Raw genomic sequence first — 16,515 nt, forward strand, 5'->3', positions numbered from 1 at the left:
AGAGAGAGCCCCTCCACCGTGACTGCCGCAGCGCTCAGCACCGCTGCCGTCCCGCGCGCGCTGCGCCGGACGGTGGCCGGTTCGCGGATGCTGCGCCTTCTGCTGCTCCTCGGAGGAGTTCTGACGCTGGGCCTGCTCTTCTGCGGCCCGGCCGAGGCGGCCGAGCCCCCGGCCGGTGACGTCACCGCCGAGGTCCAGGCCGGCGCCCGGACCGGGAACGGCGCCGACACCGCCGCCGTGTCCCGGCCGGCCCGCGCGGGAGACACCGTCACCGCGCCGGTCCCTTCGGGGCCGTCGGCGGTAACGGCTGGGGCCGCCGGACCGTCCACCTCCGCCGGGACTCCGTCTGCGGTGGAGCGTGCCGAGCAGCGGGCGTCACAGGAACTGCGGCGCGTGGCCGCCGGATCCCTGAGCGCCGTCGGGGCCACCGGCGCCGGGCATGCCGTGGAAACGGTCCGCGAGGCGGCCCGTCCGGTCACCGACGGCGTGCGCCGGCTCGCCGGTCCGCTGCTCGGTCTCGTCACCGGCCCGCTGCCCGACGGCCGGTTGCCGGGACCCGGCGGCGCGCTGCCGGGCGGCGACGGCGTCGCGGCACCCGACGACCTTCCGTCACGGCAGTACGCGCCGGGCGGGGCGTTCACCGTCGCGCCCGCCGGTACGGACCCGGCAGCCGCTGACGCGAGCCCTTCCGCCGCAGGTCCCACCGGGCCCGTCGGCACACAGGGCCCTGACTGCGGCGACGCGCACGGCGTTCCCTCCGGCGCGGCGCGGACCGCGTCCGCGCAGTCGCCCGCGCCCGTACCGGCTCCCGTGGACCCGTGCGGGGACCGGCCGGGCGCCGTGCACCACTCCGGTGAGACGCACACGCCCCGTGCGGGCGACCAGCCGGCGGCCACGTCGGCCGGCGGCTCACCGGACGCGTTCGCCTGCGGTCCCGGCTGCCCGGCGGCCGAGCCGCCGACCCGCGACAGGCCGCGCGACATTCTCGAATTCCCCGGCTAGGGCAGGCCTTCCCCCGCCTCCTGACCTGCCACGCGGGGGTGGGCAGGTCTGCCCGCCACTCCGGAGCCCTGTTCTCCGGACCGCCGAACGAATTCGAAGGAACCACCGAGCATGCACAAGAACATCCGCCGCTCCATCGCGGTCGCGGCCACCGCCACCGGTATGTGGGCCATCGGGACCGCCGTGGCCAGCGCCGACGAGGCGCCCGTCTCCGTGCCGCTGTCCACCCCGGACCAGGCCGTCGACGCCACGGCCGACGTGGTGACCGACGTGGACCCCGTCGCCGGCCTGGAGGAGCGGCTGCCCGAGGCCGACGTCCAGGACGTGGCGACCGGCGCCGCCGGCCAGGCCCGTGAGTACGTCGAGGGCGAGCTCCCCTCGTACGAGGCGCCGTCCGTTCCCGACGTGCGCCTGCCGTCCCCCGGGACCCCGTCGGTGGACGTCCCCGCCGCCCCGGCCGTCGACGCCGACATCGACTACCTCTTCGGTCCCCTTTCCGCGTTCGCGCACGAGCTGGAGCAGGCCCCGGCCGCTGCCGAGGCCCGCGCGCAGGGCGCGGTCGACGCGTCCGGCCCCATCGTCGACGAGACGTCCGCGGCGGTACTGCCGCCCGTCGTCGCGACCGCCGTGGCCGGTGCCCAGCCGGTCGCCACTCAGGCCGCCGGTGACGCGGGCGTCCTCGCTCAGGGCGTCGTCTCCGACGTGCAGCCGTTCGCCGGGGGCGTCGCCGGCCAGGTGCAGCCCTTCGCGACGGGCGTCGTGGGCGAGGTGCAGCCGTTCGCCGGGGGCGTCGCGGGGGAGGTGCAGCCCTTCGCGGCCGGTGTGGTCGCGGAGGTCCAGCCGCTGGTCGACACCGTGGCAGGCCACGTCCAGCCGCTCGCGCAGGGCGTCGGCCACAGCGCGGGCGACCTGGCCCACGGCCTGACCGGCCAGGTGGACCCGTTCGCGGCGGGCGTGGTGTCGCAGGTCCAGCCGTTCGCGCAGGGTATTGCGACGAACGTCACGGGTGACGCGGCGCCGCTCGCCGGCAACGCGGTCGTCGGGGTGCAGGACGTCGTCTCCGACGTGACCCCGAGCTACCTCCCGTACGGCATCTGAGCAGCCGGTCGCCAGGGCACCCGTCAGGTGCCTGACCAGGCAACCAGCAGCAGGGGCGGGACGTCACCGGGATCCGGGCGGCGTCCCGCCCCCTGCCGTGCGGGGAGGCCTCCGGCCGCGGTCCGGCCGTATGATCGGGGTGCGCTCTGTGACCGTAATCACCGCTCAGGTGTGATCTGCGATTTAGGGGCGCACCTCCGGCGGGGATAACCTGCCAGGCGGACATGCCGCGCCCACGGACACCGTGTGTGCCTCCCTTGTGACAAGAGCAGTCACGTTGCCCTTCGCGGCACGCCCACGCAGACAACGAACCGCGATCATCAGAAAAGGGACGGACGCGCGTGGACCTGTTCGAGTACCAGGCGAGGGACCTCTTCGCCAAGCACGGTGTACCGGTGCTGGCCGGTGAAGTCATCGACACGCCTGAGGCGGCGCGCGAGGCCACCGAGCGACTGGGCGGCAAGTCGGTCGTCAAGGCGCAGGTGAAGGTCGGCGGCCGCGGCAAGGCCGGCGGCGTCAAGCTGGCCGCCACTCCGGACGAGGCCGTCGCCCGTGCGACGGACATCCTCGGGATGGACATCAAGGGCCACACGGTCAACAAGGTGATGATCGCGGAGACCGCTCCGGAGATCGCCGAGGAGTACTACGTCTCGTACCTCCTCGACCGCACCAACCGCACCTTCCTGGCCATGGCCTCGGTCGAGGGCGGCATGGACATCGAGGAGGTCGCGGCCACCAAGCCCGAGGCCCTCGCGAAGGTCCCTGTCGACGCCAACGAGGGTGTCACCAAGGAGAAGGCCGCCGAGATCGTCGCCCAGGCGAAGTTCCCGGCCGAGGTCGCCGACCAGGTCGCCGACATCCTGGTGACCCTGTGGAAGACCTTCATCGCCGAGGACGCGCTCCTCGTCGAGGTCAACCCGCTGGCCAAGGTCGCCGACGGCCGTGTCATCGCGCTCGACGGCAAGGTGTCGCTCGACGAGAACGCCGACTTCCGCCAGCCGGAGCACGAGGCCCTCGAGGACAAGGCCGCAGCCAACCCGCTCGAGGCTGCCGCCAAGGCCAAGAACCTCAACTACGTCAAGCTCGACGGCGAGGTCGGCATCATCGGCAACGGCGCGGGTCTGGTCATGTCGACCCTCGACGTCGTCGCCTACGCCGGCGAGGCCCACGACAACGTGAAGCCCGCCAACTTCCTCGACATCGGTGGCGGCGCCTCCGCCGAGGTCATGGCGAACGGCCTCGAGATCATCCTCGGCGACCCGGACGTCAAGTCCGTCTTCGTCAACGTCTTCGGTGGCATCACCGCCTGTGACGAGGTCGCCAACGGCATCGTCCAGGCCCTGGAGCTGCTCAAGTCCAAGGGCGAGGAAGTCACCAAGCCGCTGGTCGTGCGCCTCGACGGCAACAACGCGGAGCTGGGTCGCAAGATCCTCTCCGACGCCAACCACCCGCTGGTGCAGCGCGTGGACACCATGGACGGCGCGGCCGACAAGGCCGCCGAGCTCGCCGCTGCTGCGAAGTAAGGGAAGAGGGATCTAGAACCATGGCTATCTTCCTGAACAAGGACAGCAAGGTCATCGTCCAGGGCATGACCGGTGCCACGGGCATGAAGCACACCAAGCTCATGCTGGGTGACGGCACCAACATCGTCGGCGGTGTGAACCCGCGCAAGGCCGGCACGTCCGTCGACTTCGACGGCACCGAGGTACCGGTCTTCGGCTCCGTCGCCGAGGCCATGGAGAAGACGGGCGCCGACGTCTCCGTCCTCTTCGTGCCGCCGGCCTTCGCGAAGGCCGCCGTCGTCGAGGCGATCGACGCCGAGATCCCCCTCGCGGTCGTCATCACCGAGGGCATCGCCGTCCACGACTCCGCCGCCTTCTGGGCCTACGCGAAGTCCAAGGGCAACAAGACCCGCATCATCGGCCCGAACTGCCCCGGCCTCATCACGCCGGGTCAGTCCAACGCCGGCATCATCCCGGGCGACATCACCAAGCCCGGCCGCATCGGTCTCGTGTCCAAGTCCGGCACGCTGACCTACCAGATGATGTACGAGCTCCGTGACATCGGCTTCTCCTCCGCCGTCGGCATCGGTGGCGACCCGGTCATCGGTACGACGCACATCGACGCCCTCGCGGCGTTCGAGGCGGACCCCGACACCGACCTGATCGTGATGATCGGTGAGATCGGCGGCGACGCCGAGGAGCGTGCGGCCGACTTCATCAAGGCCAACGTCACCAAGCCGGTCGTCGGCTACGTCGCGGGCTTCACCGCCCCCGAGGGCAAGACCATGGGCCACGCCGGCGCCATCGTCTCCGGCTCCTCCGGCACCGCCGCGGCGAAGAAGGAGGCCCTCGAGGCCGCGGGCGTCAAGGTCGGCAAGACGCCGACCGAGACGGCCAAGCTGGCGCGCGCGATCCTCGCCGGCTGACCTTCCGCAGTACATGTGTGGGCCCGCCCCGGTCACCGGGGCGGGCCCACACGCGTATCGGAAGGAGCCTGTCAGCCGTGCAGCGGGACGAGGCGCCCAGGGCCGTTCGCCGGTTCCGAACGGAGCTTGTCGCGGAGCTTCTTGCCCTCTTCCGTCAGCCGGTGCGGCCCGTACTGAGGCGCCGGAACGCCTTCGATCTGCTGGGCCGGCGAGATCGGCGGATCGTACTGCCGTGGCGCCGTGACCAGCGTGAAGGCGGTCGCCGCGACGATCAGGGCGGTCGCTGCGACGACCGCCCGTGTCCACATCCGCGCCCGGCGTTCGCACCCGCTGCGCACGTCGCACGCCGGTGTCATCAGGGATGCGGGGCCGGCGCAGGCCAGTGCGCGCAGCCGGTCCCGCAGCAGGCTCGTGTCCGCCAGCTCGGGGAGCCGCTCGGCGATGGCCTCACGGGCGTGCACAAGACGGTTCGCGGTGGCCGGGGTGCTGGCCTCCGTCTCCGCGGCGGTCTCCGGCAGCCCGAGCCCCAGGCCGTCGTGGAGCAGCAGCGTGCGGCGGTAGGCGGTGGGGAGCTCCTGCAGCGCCTCGAGCAGCTCCCGCCGGGGCTCCTCGCCGGGCACTTCGTCGGGATGACGGTGCGCGGGCCGCAGCCGGTTCCACGGGGACATGGCGTACTCGTACGCGACCGCCCGCACCCAGCCGGCCGGGTCCCGGTCCACGGCGACCTCCGGCCAGCGCTGCCAGGCGTGGTGGAAGGCACGCTCGACCGACTCCTGGGAGAGCCGCCGGCGTCCGGTGAGCAGATACGTCTGGCGCACCAGGTCCGGGGCGGCGCCCGCGTACAGCACGTCGAACGCCTCCTCCGGGCTGGGCGCCGGCACGGTCAGGGCAGCCGGGCCGAGGGAGCTGACGCCCCGTGGGCCGTCTGCGGAGGGCGCCGTCGCGGACGGTGGTCCGGGCCTGTCGACGGGCCTCGGATGCGGGGCCGCGGGCGGCTTCGCCGCGCGCTTCGCGGCAGGGCGGGGACGGGTGTTCGCCGCGGGCTGCGCCGTGCGGGTCGGCGGCGCGGCGCGGACCCGGTCGTCTCCGTGCCGGTCCTTTTCGTCTCGGCCGTTCCGCTCCCGGTCGTCTCCGTTCCGGTTCTCTTCGTACCGGCCGTCCTGACTCCCGTCCGCTCCGTCCCGGTCGTCTCCGTCCCGGTCGTCCTTCAGGGGTGTGCCGCCGGGGGCGCACTCCCCGGTCCGCGTGGCGAGGGCGGCGAGCAGCGCGGCGTACGCCTCGCGTTTGCGTCCCCGGGGGTGGGTGCGTCCGGTCTCCCAGGAGCGGATCGTCGCCCGGGTGACTCCGATCGTCGTCGCGACCTCGTCCTCGGAGAGGGAGTTCGCCTCTCGAAGCCTGCGCCGTTCCTTCGGGGGCGGCAGGGGGGTGCCGGACGCGGAGCGGGTGATGCTCTCGGTCATGAAGGGCCCCTCACGGCACTGCACTCGACAAAAAAGCACATAAACGTATCTTGGGCGACACTTCGGTCATTCGCCCGTTACATGGATAAAGCGCGTGTCGTTGGCAGCATGGCCGCGTGACCCAAGTGACCGAACAGAGCCACTCAGTGCCGCAAGCCCCGGTCGCCGTGCAGGGCGGCGCGTCGGTCGCGCTGGTCGCGTCGTTCGTACGCGGCGCGACGGCGGCCGGACTCGGGCTCGGCGTGATCACCGTGCTCGTGATGGTGATGTGGATCAGCTCGCCCTTCCCCGACAGCGACCCGACCGACGCGTTGCACGTGGCGGCGGCGCTGTGGCTGCTCGCGCACGGCACGGAGCTCGTCCGCACGGACACGCTCTCCGGGGCGCCCGCGCCGATGGGGATCGTGCCGCTGCTGCTCGTCGCCGTGCCCGTCTGGCTGGCCCACCGGGCGGCACGCGACGCCTTGGAACCGGCGGAGGGCAGGCCGAGACCGTCCGCCTGGAGCACGCCGACGATGGTGGCCAGCGGTTACGTGATGGTGGGTGCGCCGGTCGTGCTCTACGTCGCCGGTGGTTCCTTCGCCGCCGACCCGCTGAGCGCCCTGGTCCATCTGCCGCTCGTGACCTTCCTGGCCGCGGCCACCGGGGCGTGGACCGCGAGCGGCCGGCCGCTGGGACCGTTGCCGTCCTGGGTGCCGCAGCGGCTGCGGGCGGCGGTCGCCCACGCCAGGGTGTCCGCCGCGCTGCGATCCGCCGGCGCGGGCACGTTCACGCTGTTCGTCGGCGGTGCGGTGCTGGCCGTGACCTCCACGGTCTGGCACGGACGGGCCGCGCAGGAGTCGTTCCTGGGCCTGTCGGGCGAGTGGTCGGGACGTGCGGCCCTCGCGCTGCTGACCCTGGCGCTGCTGCCCAACGCGGCGGTGTGGGGCGCGGCTTACGGGCTCGGGCCGGGCTTCGCCCTCGGTACCGGTGCGACGGCGGCGCCGCTCGCGGCGACCGGCACGCCCGCGCTGCCCGACTTCCCGCTCCTCGCGGCGGTGCCGGGCGAAGGGCCGGGCACGCCGCTGCACTGGGCGGCGGTCGCGGTGCCTCTCGTCGCGGGAGTGGTGGTCGCCTGGTTCACGGTGGGAGCGGCGGCCCCGCGGCACGGGGAGCGTGAGAGCGCCTGGAGCTCCGGCGGGACCGCGCTCGCGGTGCTGCTCGGCGCGGTCGGCTGCGCCGGGCTCATGTGCCTGCTCGCCGCGGCGTCCGGGGGCCCGCTCGGCACCGGCCGCCTCTCGGAGTTCGGCCCCGTGTGGTGGCTCACCGGCGGCGCGGCCCTGCTCTGGACGGCCGCCCCGGGGGTCCCGCTGGCGCTGGCGGTGCGGGCGTGGCGGCTGAGAACGCCAGGCCGGGGATGGCGTGGGCTGCTGCGCGGTCGCGGAGAGGAGGCCGAGGGGCAAAGGGACGCGGTGCCGTTCGCGGAGGACCTGGCGATGCCGCCGGCGCCCTCGGCTCCGCCCGCGGGGCCCGGGCCGTCGGACACGGACCTCGACGGCGGGTCCGGCCCGCTCGACGACGATTCCGAGCTGTACGACTTCCTCCCGGCGGACACCAGGACCGTCCGCGGGCCCCGTGAGGACCGCTGGGCCGCGCTGAAGGAGTCCTCCGGCGGCCTGATGCCCGACTTCCTCCCACTTCCGGTACCGGCACCGCCGACCGGGCCCGAGCCTGCCACGGCGCCCGAGCCGGCCACCGCGCCCGAGCCGGCCACCGCCCTCGCACCCCCGCCCGCGTCGCAGACGGCGGAGGGCCCGAGCGGTGAACCGCCCGAGCCCTCCGAGGAAGCCGCCCGCTGACCCGCGGGCACGGCTCCCGTGCGCTTGCGCGCGTTACTCCTTGACGCCCAGCACGCCCCGCAGGGGCTCCGGGAGCTTCTCGTTGCAGGCCAGCTGCCCCGACTTGGTCAGTGCGTCGTTCACGCAGGTGTAGTAGTCGCGGTAGACCAGCTGCGCCGTGAAGGACGCCGCCACGATCACCAGCGCGATGCTCGCCATCACCAGGCCGCTCACCGCCGCCGTGATCTGCGGCCTGCCGGGGGTGGCGGGCGGCGCCGACGCGGGGGCGTGCTGCGGCGGGGCCGGGGCGTTCGCAGGCGTTCCGCCCGTGGTCAGGGAGTCGGCGTCGACCCGGCGCTGCGGTTTGGCGCGCAGGGAGCTGATGCTCCAGTACAGCGCCAGCGCGCCGAGCAGCAGGGCGATCTCGGGGAAGTCGAACAGGGCGAAGAAGAACGCCCACATGCCCGACAGCAGCGCGTACCGTGCCCGCCGCTGCGCGGGATCCGTCGGGTCCCAGCGCAGGCCGCCGGGAGTGCCGGGTCCGCCCTGGCCGCCGTTGCCGTCGGGGCGCGGACGGCCGCCGAAGCCGCCGCCCGAAGAACGGCCGGGCTGGCGGCTGCTCCACTGGCTGCCCCGGTTCGAGCCGGAGCCCGACCCTGAGCCCGAGCCGCTGTCGTCACCGCCGGAGCGGCCGGAGGACGAGGAGGAGTCGTCGTCGGACGACGGGTGGCGCGGCTGCCACGGCTGGTCCGGCCTGCCCTCCGGCGGCGGCGCGAAGGGGTTGTTGTCGTCCGTGGACTGGCGCTCCCGCGGCAACAGGAGGTCCGTACGACGGCGTCGGTCCGGCATCTGGTGAACGTCTTCCCCTCGTCATGCCCTGATCGGGACCGCCTGGGCGCGGGCCCTGCCCCCAGACGCTACCTGCCGGCCACGCCCCCGTCCCGTGGGGGCCGTGCTGTGTGCCGGTATCGTTGCTGACGGTCGAGCGCTTCGTAGAGTTCCCCGTATCCGGGGGTGCGCTCCATTTGTACGACCGCACAAAGCAGCACCGTAAGCCGCACCGTAACGCGAAAAGAGTCCCCGTGGCCGCCGCCCGCATCGTCGTCCTGGTCTCCGGGTCCGGTACCAACCTCCAGGCCCTGCTCGACGCCATCGCCGCCGACCCCGAGGGTTACGGCGCCCGGATCGTCGCAGTCGGCGCCGACCGCGACGGCATCGCGGGTCTCGACCGGGCCGAGCGCGCCGGACTGCCCACCTTCGTCTGCCGGGTGAAGGACCACGCCACCCGCGACGAGTGGGACCGCGCCCTGGCCGACGCCACCGCCGTGTACGAGCCCGACCTCGTGGTCTCCGCCGGCTTCATGAAGATCGTCGGCAAGGATTTCCTCGCCCGCTTCGGCGGCCGGATCGTCAACACCCACCCGGCGCTGCTGCCCAGTTTTCCCGGTGCCCACGGAGTGCGGGACGCACTCGCGTACGGCGTGAAGGTCACCGGATGCACCGTCCACTTCGTCGACGACGGCGTCGACACCGGCCCGATCATCGCCCAGGGCGTGGTCGAGGTCCGGGACGAGGACGATGAAGCCGCTCTCCATGAGCGCATCAAGGAAGTCGAGCGCTCCCTGCTCGTCGAGGTCGTGGGGCGTCTGGCCCGGCACGGCTACCGCATTGAGGGACGAAAGGTAATGATCCCGTGACCGCCGAAGGTACGAAGCGCCCCATCCGCCGCGCACTCGTCAGCGTCTACGACAAGACCGGCCTTGAGGAGCTGGCCCGCGGCCTGCACGAGGCGGGTGTCTCCCTCGTCTCCACCGGCTCCACCGCCTCGAAGATCGCCGGGGCGGGCGTCCCGGTCACCAAGGTCGAGGAGCTCACCGGTTTCCCCGAGTGCCTGGACGGCCGCGTCAAGACCCTGCACCCGCGCGTGCACGCCGGCATCCTCGCCGACCTGCGCCTGGAGGACCACCAGCGGCAGCTCGCCGAGCTGGGCGTCGAGCCCTTCGACCTGGTGATCGTGAACCTGTACCCGTTCAAGGAGACCGTCGCCTCCGGCGCCACCCCCGACGAGTGCGTCGAGCAGATCGACATCGGCGGCCCGTCGATGGTCCGCGCCGCCGCCAAGAACCACCCCTCGGTCGCGGTCGTCACCAGCCCGGCGCGATACGCGGACGTGCTGACCGCGGCCCGTGACGGCGGCTTCGAGCTGGCCGCCCGCAAGCGCCTGGCCGCCGAGGCCTTCCAGCACACCGCCGCGTACGACGTGGCCGTCGCGTCCTGGTTCGCCTCCTCCTACGCGCCCGCCGATGAGAGCGACTTCCCCGACTTCCTCGGCGCCACCTGGGAGCGCGAGAACGTCCTGCGCTACGGCGAGAACCCGCACCAGCCCGCCGCGCTCTACACCTCCGGCAGCGGCGGCCTCGCACAGGCGGAGCAGCTGCACGGCAAGGAGATGTCGTACAACAACTACACGGACACCGACGCCGCGCGCCGGGCCGCGTACGACCACTCCGAGCCCTGCGTCGCGATCATCAAGCACGCCAACCCGTGCGGCATCGCGATCGGCGCGGACGTCGCCGAGGCGCACCGCAAGGCGCACGCCTGTGACCCGCTCTCCGCGTTCGGCGGCGTGATCGCCGTCAACCGCCCGGTCTCCGTGGCGATGGCCGAGCAGGTGGCCGAGATCTTCACCGAGGTCATCGTGGCCCCGGCGTACGAGGACGGCGCGGTCGAGGTCCTGGCCCGCAAGAAGAACATCCGCGTCCTGCGCGCCGAGGGCGCCCCGGCGAACCCGGTCGAGCTCAAGCCCATCGACGGCGGCGCGCTCCTCCAGGTCACCGACCGCCTCCAGGCGGACGGCGACAAGCCGGAGAACTGGACCCTGGCGACGGGCGAGGCCCTGTCCGCCGAGGAACTGGCCGAGCTGGCCTTCGCCTGGAAGGCGTGCCGCGCGGTCAAGTCCAACGCGATCCTGCTCGCCAAGGACGGCGCCTCTGTGGGCGTCGGCATGGGCCAGGTCAACCGCGTCGACTCCGCGAAGCTCGCGGTCGAGCGGGCGGGCGAGGACCGGGCACGGGGCGCGTACGCCGCCTCCGACGCGTTCTTCCCGTTCCCGGACGGCCTGGAGATCCTCACCGCGGCGGGCGTCAAGGCCGTGGTCCAGCCGGGCGGTTCGGTCCGCGACGAGCTGGTGGTCGAGGCGGCGAAGAAGGCCGGCGTGACGATGTACTTCACGGGGACGCGGCACTTCTTCCACTGACCGTCGCCTCCGGGAGGCACCATCCGGACGGGCCCGCCGCGCGCACTGCCGCGGCGGGCCCGCGCCCGTCCCGGACGGCCGCTTTCCCGGCGTCAACCTCGTTGTTCCCAGGTGCCCTTCGGCCGGCACCTTCCCTAGCGTCTTCGGCAGGCAGACAGCCGAAACCACCTGATGGGGGAAACATGAGGTCACGAATGCGCCGAATCGGTGCCGTCGCCACCACCGCAGCCCTGGGCGCCGTTCTCGCGGTCGCCGGAAACGCTCACGCCGGCGACGACTCGCACAACGGATGCGCTCCCGGTTACGTCTGCGCCTTCAACGGGACGAACCTGTCCGACGGCATCGACAAGAAGGCTGACGGTACGTGGTCGGGCAGCTCCGGCAACGTCCGGTCGCTGCTGAACAACGGGATGTCGGATCCCGGGGCGGACCACATCCGCTACTCGGGCTGGGTCAACTACGGGAACGGCACCTACCGCTCGGTGAAGGGCTGCCTCCACTTCGACGAGAACGCGGCCGGGCTCACCGCGGGTTCCTGGCTGAACTTCCCGGCGACCACCCGGATCAGCTCGGCGGCGTGGGGCGGGGAGTGCGGGGCGGGAGAGCCGACGATGACCCTCGGCCGCCCTGTCTACCTGCCCTGATGCCCGAGGGACGGCTCCGGGACGCGACCGGCGTCCCGGAGCCGTCCCGCGTCAGCATTTCTTGGCCCACGTGTGCGACAGCACGTTCGCGTCGAGGGCCAGATCCTGCCGCCGGCCCTTCTCGGCGCAGCCGAGGCGCTGTTCCAGTCCCGGCTTCGCGAAATAGGTGACGTGGACGAAGCCCTTGGGATCGGGCATACCGTTGTTGAACAGGGAGCGGGGGCGTTCGGCGGTCGCCCAGGAGCAGTCGTTCTCGCCGTCGAACCAGTCAGGGTCGTCGCCCTCCCAGGCACACATCCTGCCTTCGCCCCCGGTCTCGGAGAAGAAGCAGACGGAGCCCGGCTCGCAGCGGTCGTAGCCCGTGGCCGTCTGCGCCGTCCCGGTGCCGCTGCCCGTGCTCGGGCCGGCGGTGGTGCCGGCGGCCGCGTCGGCGCGCGGCTTCGTGGCCGGGTCGTCGGCCACGAGCATCCGCACCCCGAAGCCCGCCGCCGCCAGGGCGAGTACGCCGGCGGTCACCGCGAGCAGGGGACGCCGTGCGCGTCTTCGGCGCGGGACGAGTTCGGCCGCCGCGTCCGCCGTGCGCCTCAGCAGGGACGTCGCGTCGTGCCTGGCCCGTTCCTCGTGCGTACGAGCCAGGCAGTCCTCGACGATCTCCCGCCAGAGCGCGGGCAGTTCCGGGGAGAGCCGCAGTTCCTCCTCCCCGCGGGCGTAGCGCACCGCCGCGTCGCGGCGGGCCGCGGGGGAGCCCCCCGGCATGGGGAACGACCCGGTGAGGACCAGGTGCGCGAGGACGCCGAAGGCCCAGATGTCCGCGGTCTGCCGTACCTTTCGGCCGCGTTCGCCGATCTCCGACCACAGCAGCTCGGGCGGCGTGTAGTCGGCGGTCGCGAAGGCCGGTGCGTAGGCATGGGTGCCCTCGAGTTCCGCCGCCATGTTGAAGTCGCCGAGGCGTGCGGTGCCGTCGGGCATCAGCAGCACGTTCCCGGGTTTGAGGTCGCCGTGCACCCAGCCCGCCGCGTGCAGTTGGTGCAGCCCCTCGCAGATCTGCGTCAGCAGCGTGGGCCCCGCCTGTGGCCGGTTCTCCCCGGCGAGCAGTGTCTCCAGTGAGCCCTGTGCGGCCTCCAGCACGAGGACGGTGGCCCCGTCCAGCTCGGGGTGCGCGGCGTCGTCGACCGTCAGCGCCTCGTACATCCGGATCAGCCGTGGCGAGCGCAGCCTCCGCAGGAGCGCCACCTCGCGCTCGGCGAGCTCCCGCAGATGCCGCAGCTGGCGGGGGGTGTGCGTGCCGGTCGGGAGGAACTTCAGGGCGGCGCGGGCGGGGCCGCCGGGCTCCGGAGCGGTGTGATGGGCCGCGTACACGTTGCCGAACGCCCCGGCGCCCAGCGGTTCGTCGACGATCCACGCCCCGACGCGGTAGCCCGCGGGCACGGCGGCGATGCCGTACGGCCCCGGTGCGGTCATTGTCCGCACCCGCCCGTCGCCACGGCCGCGAGCGCCGGCAGGTCGTCCTCGCGTACCAGGTCGAAGCGGAGCGCCAGCGAGACGAGGGACTCCTTCTTGCCGTTCAGTCGCGGCCCCTGGTCGACGGTGCCAGGACCGGGTTTGAGGCGTAGCTTCACCGCGAGATAGTCGATGTTCCACTGCACGGCCGCGCGGTTGGCGCCGGGCCACGCCGGCCGCAGCCGCTCGACGACCTGCTCGACGGTGGGCAGCGGCGCGTGTGGCATGCCGCGCAGACGGGGCTCACAGAGGGCCGCGAGCACCAGGAAGTACCGCTTCGTGCGGTCCAGCGCGAAGGCCAGCGCGGTCGGTTCGCCGTCCGGGTCGGGCCCTTCGGTCTCGGCGTAGTCGTGGCGCGGTGCCCAGACGTCGAAGCTGACCGGTTCGTCCGCGGCGGGCAGCACCACACGGGAGAACTCGAACGGTACGGGTGCTCCGATGCGTCCGGGAGCGACCTTGATGTGCTCCCCGGCGCCTTCCGGGTTCTCCACGACGTAGGTGGACGTGCCGCTGAGGTTGCTGAGTGACCAGTAGGTGCCCGCGGCGGTGATCTCGCCCGCGGTGCGCGAGACACACGGGTGCGGGATGGTCAGTTGCCGGTCACCGCCGCCCGGCGTGGGTGTGCGGCCGAAGCGGAGCGTGTCCCCCGGCGCGAGCCTGATCTGTCCCTGTGCGGTGACGCAGGATGCCGGTACGACGACGATGCTGTACATCCCAATCCCTTTCCCCCGACGGAATCAGCGCCAGAGTAGGGACAGGTGCGGGCAAGGGCACGGCGTTCGCCCGGTGTGGCGAAGGCGGACCGGCCGGGAAAGGCCGAAGGCCGTGAAACCCGGGGGTTTCACGGCCTTCGGCCTGTGCGGAGTGCGGAACTCACACCCGCTGGCGGTTGAACCAGGCGCCACCGTCGGACTTGCCGACGAAGACGGCCACGAGGATCGCCAGGACGGTGTGCACGAGGCCCACCAGGATGAACGGGTAGATGCCCAGGATGGCGGTGATGATGCCGAACACCATCGCCGCGATGCGGATGCCGTTGCCGCCGCTGCCGAACTTGACGGCGAGGACTATGGCGAAGACGCCCCAGGCCAGCACCAGCAGCGTGAGCAGCCACAGGACGCCCGACGAGTAGTCGGCGAGGTCCTGGAACTGGACGTCGTCCCTGAGCGCCGGGTCCTCCTTCGCCTTGCCGATGGCCACCGCGCTGAGCGCGAACAGGATCGTGCCGATCAGCTGGAAGCCGGCGATGATGTAGAGCATCACGCGGGCCGCCTTGACGCCGCCCGGCATCTCCTGCGGGCCGGTCGGGAAGCCGCCGCCGTAGGGCTGGACCGGCGGGGCCTGCGGGTAGCCGTAGCCGGGCTGCTGGCCCTGCTGCTGGCTGTAGGGGTTGTTCGGGTCGCCGAAGCTCATGGCGGGTTCCTCCGTATGGAAATGCGGGGACGACGCGGCCCGAGCGGAGGAACTGTGCTGTTTTTACTGTTTTGCCCCCCGGCACTGCCCGCGGCACTGCGCGGCTCATCGTCGTCTGAGAGTGGACTTTTTGTCCAGCCGGTATCCACAGGTGTTGTGCAAGTGCAACCTCTCGGCCATCCGCCCGTCGAGACGGAGACCGGGCGGATTGGAACCGGGGCGGGTCCATCCGGGAGGATGGGGGTATGACTGCCCAGATTCTCGATGGCAAGGCCACCGCAGCCGCGATCAAGTCCGACCTGACCGCCCGGGTGGCGGCCCTCAAGGAGCGGGGGATCACGCCCGGTCTCGGGACCCTGCTCGTCGGGGACGACCCGGGCAGCCGCTGGTACGTCAACGGCAAGCACCGCGACTGCGCGCAGGTCGGCATCGCGTCGATCCAGCGCGAACTGCCCGGGACCGCAACGCAGGAGGAGATCGAGGCGGTCGTACGGGAGCTCAACGAGAATCCTGAGTGCACCGGTTACATCGTCCAACTCCCGCTTCCCAAAGGCATCGACGCGAACCGCGTCCTGGAGCTGATGGATCCGGCCAAGGACGCGGACGGGCTGCACCCGGTGAGCCTCGGCCGGCTGGTGCTGGGCATCGAAGGGCCGCTGCCCTGCACGCCGTACGGCATCGTCCAGCTGCTGCGCCACCACGGCGTGGAGATCAAGGGCGCGAACGTCGTGGTCGTCGGGCGCGGCATCACCATCGGGCGGCCGATGCCGCTGGTGCTGACCCGTAAGTCGGAGAACGCGACCGTCACGCAGTGCCACACCGGTACGCGTGACCTCTCGGCCCATCTGCGCCAGGCGGACATCATCGTCGCCGCGGCCGGTGTGCCGCACCTGATCCTGCCCGAGGACGTCAAGCCCGGCGCCGCCGTGCTCGACGTCGGCGTCAGCCGTGACGAGAACGGCAAGATCGTCGGTGACGTCCACCCCGGTGTCGCGGAGGTGGCCGGCTGGGTCGCCCCGAACCCCGGCGGCGTGGGCCCGATGACACGCGCGCAGCTGCTGGTGAACGTGGTCGAGGCGGCTGAGCGCGCGGCGTCGGCCGAGTCCGCGGCCTGACGGGAAGAGGCTGACCCATGGTGGTACGCGCGGACAGCAGCGGCACCCGAGGGCCGGGCGACGGCGACGGCGCCGACGCGCCGGGTCCGGACGAGGCCGTCCCGGACCGCACCGCTTCCGGGCCGGGCGCCGCTGCTGAGGCGGCGCCCGGCGCGTCCGCGGAAGCGGCGCCCGGTACGTCCGTGGAGGCGGCCGGTACGACGTCGGGCCCCGGCGGGGCCTCCGTGGACGCCGCCCCCGACGCCCCCGAGGACCACGCGGGTGCGGGTGCGGGTCCGGGCGACGCGGCAGCGGCCGACAGGCACGGTGCCGACGACGCCGACCCCGACCGCAAGGCCGGTTCGCGCAGGCCGCCCGCCGTCACGCTGGACACCGCCCGTCCCGAGGGCGGCGGGCGGGCCGCGCCGGGGGACGCGCCCGCCCCGGCACGGCAGTGGCCGCTGCTCACGGTGCTCTCCCTGACGGGAGCCGGCCTGCTGATCGTCGGCACCAACGCCTTCGCCGACGCCTTCCGCGTGGGCACGATGCTGATCGGCGCCGCTCTCGTCCTCGGTGCCGTGCTGCGCCGCGTCACGCGGTCCGTCGGCATGCTCGCCGTCCGCTCCCGCTTCACGGACATGATCACGTACGGGCTGCTCGGAACGCTGATCGTGCTGCTCGCCCTGGTCGCGCAGCCGAAACCGTGGCTGGACGTGCCGTTCCTCGAGGACGCGGTTCATTTCACGGTGCGTTAGCGCCCGGGTCCAAGGGGTCGGCCTCTCACGCGAGTAGCTTGAAGTCGA

The 16,515-nt window shown here is 72.8% G+C and carries 15 protein-coding genes; 10 read left to right on the top strand and 5 right to left on the bottom strand.

Annotated elements, in window-relative coordinates; genetic code table 11:
- Positions 1-18 precede the first annotated feature (18 nt).
- From AB0K36_RS01380 to sucD, 4 genes are all read left to right on the top strand, one after another.
- Positions 19-1,002, top strand: a complete 984-nt coding sequence (locus tag AB0K36_RS01380; protein WP_364586661.1) for a hypothetical protein — start codon at positions 19-21, stop codon at positions 1,000-1,002.
- 111 nt (positions 1,003-1,113) lie between these two features.
- Entirely contained in the window at positions 1,114-2,100 is a 987-nt protein-coding gene (locus AB0K36_RS01385; protein ID WP_364586664.1) for a hypothetical protein, read from the top strand.
- 341 nt (positions 2,101-2,441) lie between these two features.
- Positions 2,442-3,623 carry an ADP-forming succinate--CoA ligase subunit beta gene (sucC, locus tag AB0K36_RS01390; protein ID WP_159688374.1) on the top strand — a complete coding sequence of 394 codons (1,182 nt, stop codon included), beginning with the start codon at positions 2,442-2,444 and terminating at the stop codon, positions 3,621-3,623.
- Positions 3,624-3,643: 20 nt separating this feature from the next.
- Positions 3,644-4,528 carry a succinate--CoA ligase subunit alpha gene (gene sucD, locus AB0K36_RS01395; RefSeq protein WP_053557004.1) on the top strand — a complete coding sequence of 295 codons (885 nt, stop codon included), beginning with the start codon at positions 3,644-3,646 and terminating at the stop codon, positions 4,526-4,528.
- A gap of 71 nt (positions 4,529-4,599) precedes the next feature.
- Here the strand turns inward: sucD and AB0K36_RS01400 are convergent, their stop codons facing one another.
- Positions 4,600-5,988: a sigma factor-like helix-turn-helix DNA-binding protein gene (locus AB0K36_RS01400; protein WP_364586668.1), complete on the bottom strand. Its 1,389-nt coding sequence runs from the start codon at positions 5,986-5,988 to the stop codon at positions 4,600-4,602.
- Positions 5,989-6,104: 116 nt separating this feature from the next.
- Here AB0K36_RS01400 and AB0K36_RS01405 point away from each other — a divergent pair, with 116 nt between their 5' ends.
- Positions 6,105-7,826 (top strand): cell division protein PerM, encoded by a 1,722-nt coding sequence (locus AB0K36_RS01405; protein WP_364586671.1) that lies wholly within the window; start codon positions 6,105-6,107, stop codon positions 7,824-7,826.
- A gap of 33 nt (positions 7,827-7,859) precedes the next feature.
- On the opposite strand, the gene AB0K36_RS01410 is transcribed toward AB0K36_RS01405, so the two are convergent.
- Positions 7,860-8,654 carry a hypothetical protein gene (locus tag AB0K36_RS01410; protein ID WP_364586673.1) on the bottom strand — a complete coding sequence of 265 codons (795 nt, stop codon included), beginning with the start codon at positions 8,652-8,654 and terminating at the stop codon, positions 7,860-7,862.
- Positions 8,655-8,887: 233 nt separating this feature from the next.
- Between AB0K36_RS01410 and purN the strand changes: the two genes are divergently transcribed.
- The 3 genes from purN (at position 8,888) to AB0K36_RS01425 (ending at position 11,705) form a co-directional block, all read left to right on the top strand.
- Entirely contained in the window at positions 8,888-9,502 is a 615-nt protein-coding gene (gene purN, locus AB0K36_RS01415; protein ID WP_364586676.1) for a phosphoribosylglycinamide formyltransferase, read from the top strand.
- Positions 9,499-11,061, top strand: a complete 1,563-nt coding sequence (gene purH / locus AB0K36_RS01420; RefSeq protein ID WP_364586678.1) for a bifunctional phosphoribosylaminoimidazolecarboxamide formyltransferase/IMP cyclohydrolase — start codon at positions 9,499-9,501, stop codon at positions 11,059-11,061. Before purN ends, purH begins: the two co-directional genes overlap by 4 nt.
- Positions 11,062-11,255: 194 nt before the next feature.
- Positions 11,256-11,705, top strand: a complete 450-nt coding sequence (locus AB0K36_RS01425) for a hypothetical protein (RefSeq protein ID WP_364586681.1) — start codon at positions 11,256-11,258, stop codon at positions 11,703-11,705.
- Between the two features lie 51 nt (positions 11,706-11,756).
- Here the strand turns inward: AB0K36_RS01425 and AB0K36_RS01430 are convergent, their stop codons facing one another.
- The 3 genes from AB0K36_RS01430 to AB0K36_RS01440 all read right to left on the bottom strand — a co-directional run bounded on the left by AB0K36_RS01430 (position 11,757) and on the right by AB0K36_RS01440 (position 14,618).
- Entirely contained in the window at positions 11,757-13,166 is a 1,410-nt protein-coding gene (locus tag AB0K36_RS01430) for a protein kinase domain-containing protein (RefSeq protein ID WP_364586684.1), read from the bottom strand.
- Positions 13,163-13,918, bottom strand: a complete 756-nt coding sequence (locus AB0K36_RS01435) for an FHA domain-containing protein (RefSeq protein WP_364586687.1) — start codon at positions 13,916-13,918, stop codon at positions 13,163-13,165. Before AB0K36_RS01435 ends, AB0K36_RS01430 begins: the two co-directional genes overlap by 4 nt.
- Before the next feature lie 160 nt (positions 13,919-14,078).
- A complete protein-coding gene (locus AB0K36_RS01440) occupies positions 14,079-14,618 on the bottom strand; it encodes a hypothetical protein (protein ID WP_364586690.1) in 540 nt (179 codons plus the stop codon).
- A gap of 245 nt (positions 14,619-14,863) precedes the next feature.
- Between AB0K36_RS01440 and AB0K36_RS01445 the strand changes: the two genes are divergently transcribed.
- Complete coding sequence (locus AB0K36_RS01445; protein ID WP_189466720.1) at positions 14,864-15,733, top strand: bifunctional methylenetetrahydrofolate dehydrogenase/methenyltetrahydrofolate cyclohydrolase; 870 nt, start codon at positions 14,864-14,866, stop codon at positions 15,731-15,733.
- A gap of 17 nt (positions 15,734-15,750) precedes the next feature.
- A complete protein-coding gene (locus tag AB0K36_RS01450; protein ID WP_364586693.1) occupies positions 15,751-16,467 on the top strand; it encodes a DUF3017 domain-containing protein in 717 nt (238 codons plus the stop codon).
- The last annotated feature ends 48 nt before the right edge of the window (positions 16,468-16,515 follow it).

It is taken from the genome of Streptomyces kurssanovii (assembly GCF_040677245.1).
In the GTDB taxonomy this organism is placed as follows: domain Bacteria; phylum Actinomycetota; class Actinomycetes; order Streptomycetales; family Streptomycetaceae; genus Streptomyces; species Streptomyces kurssanovii.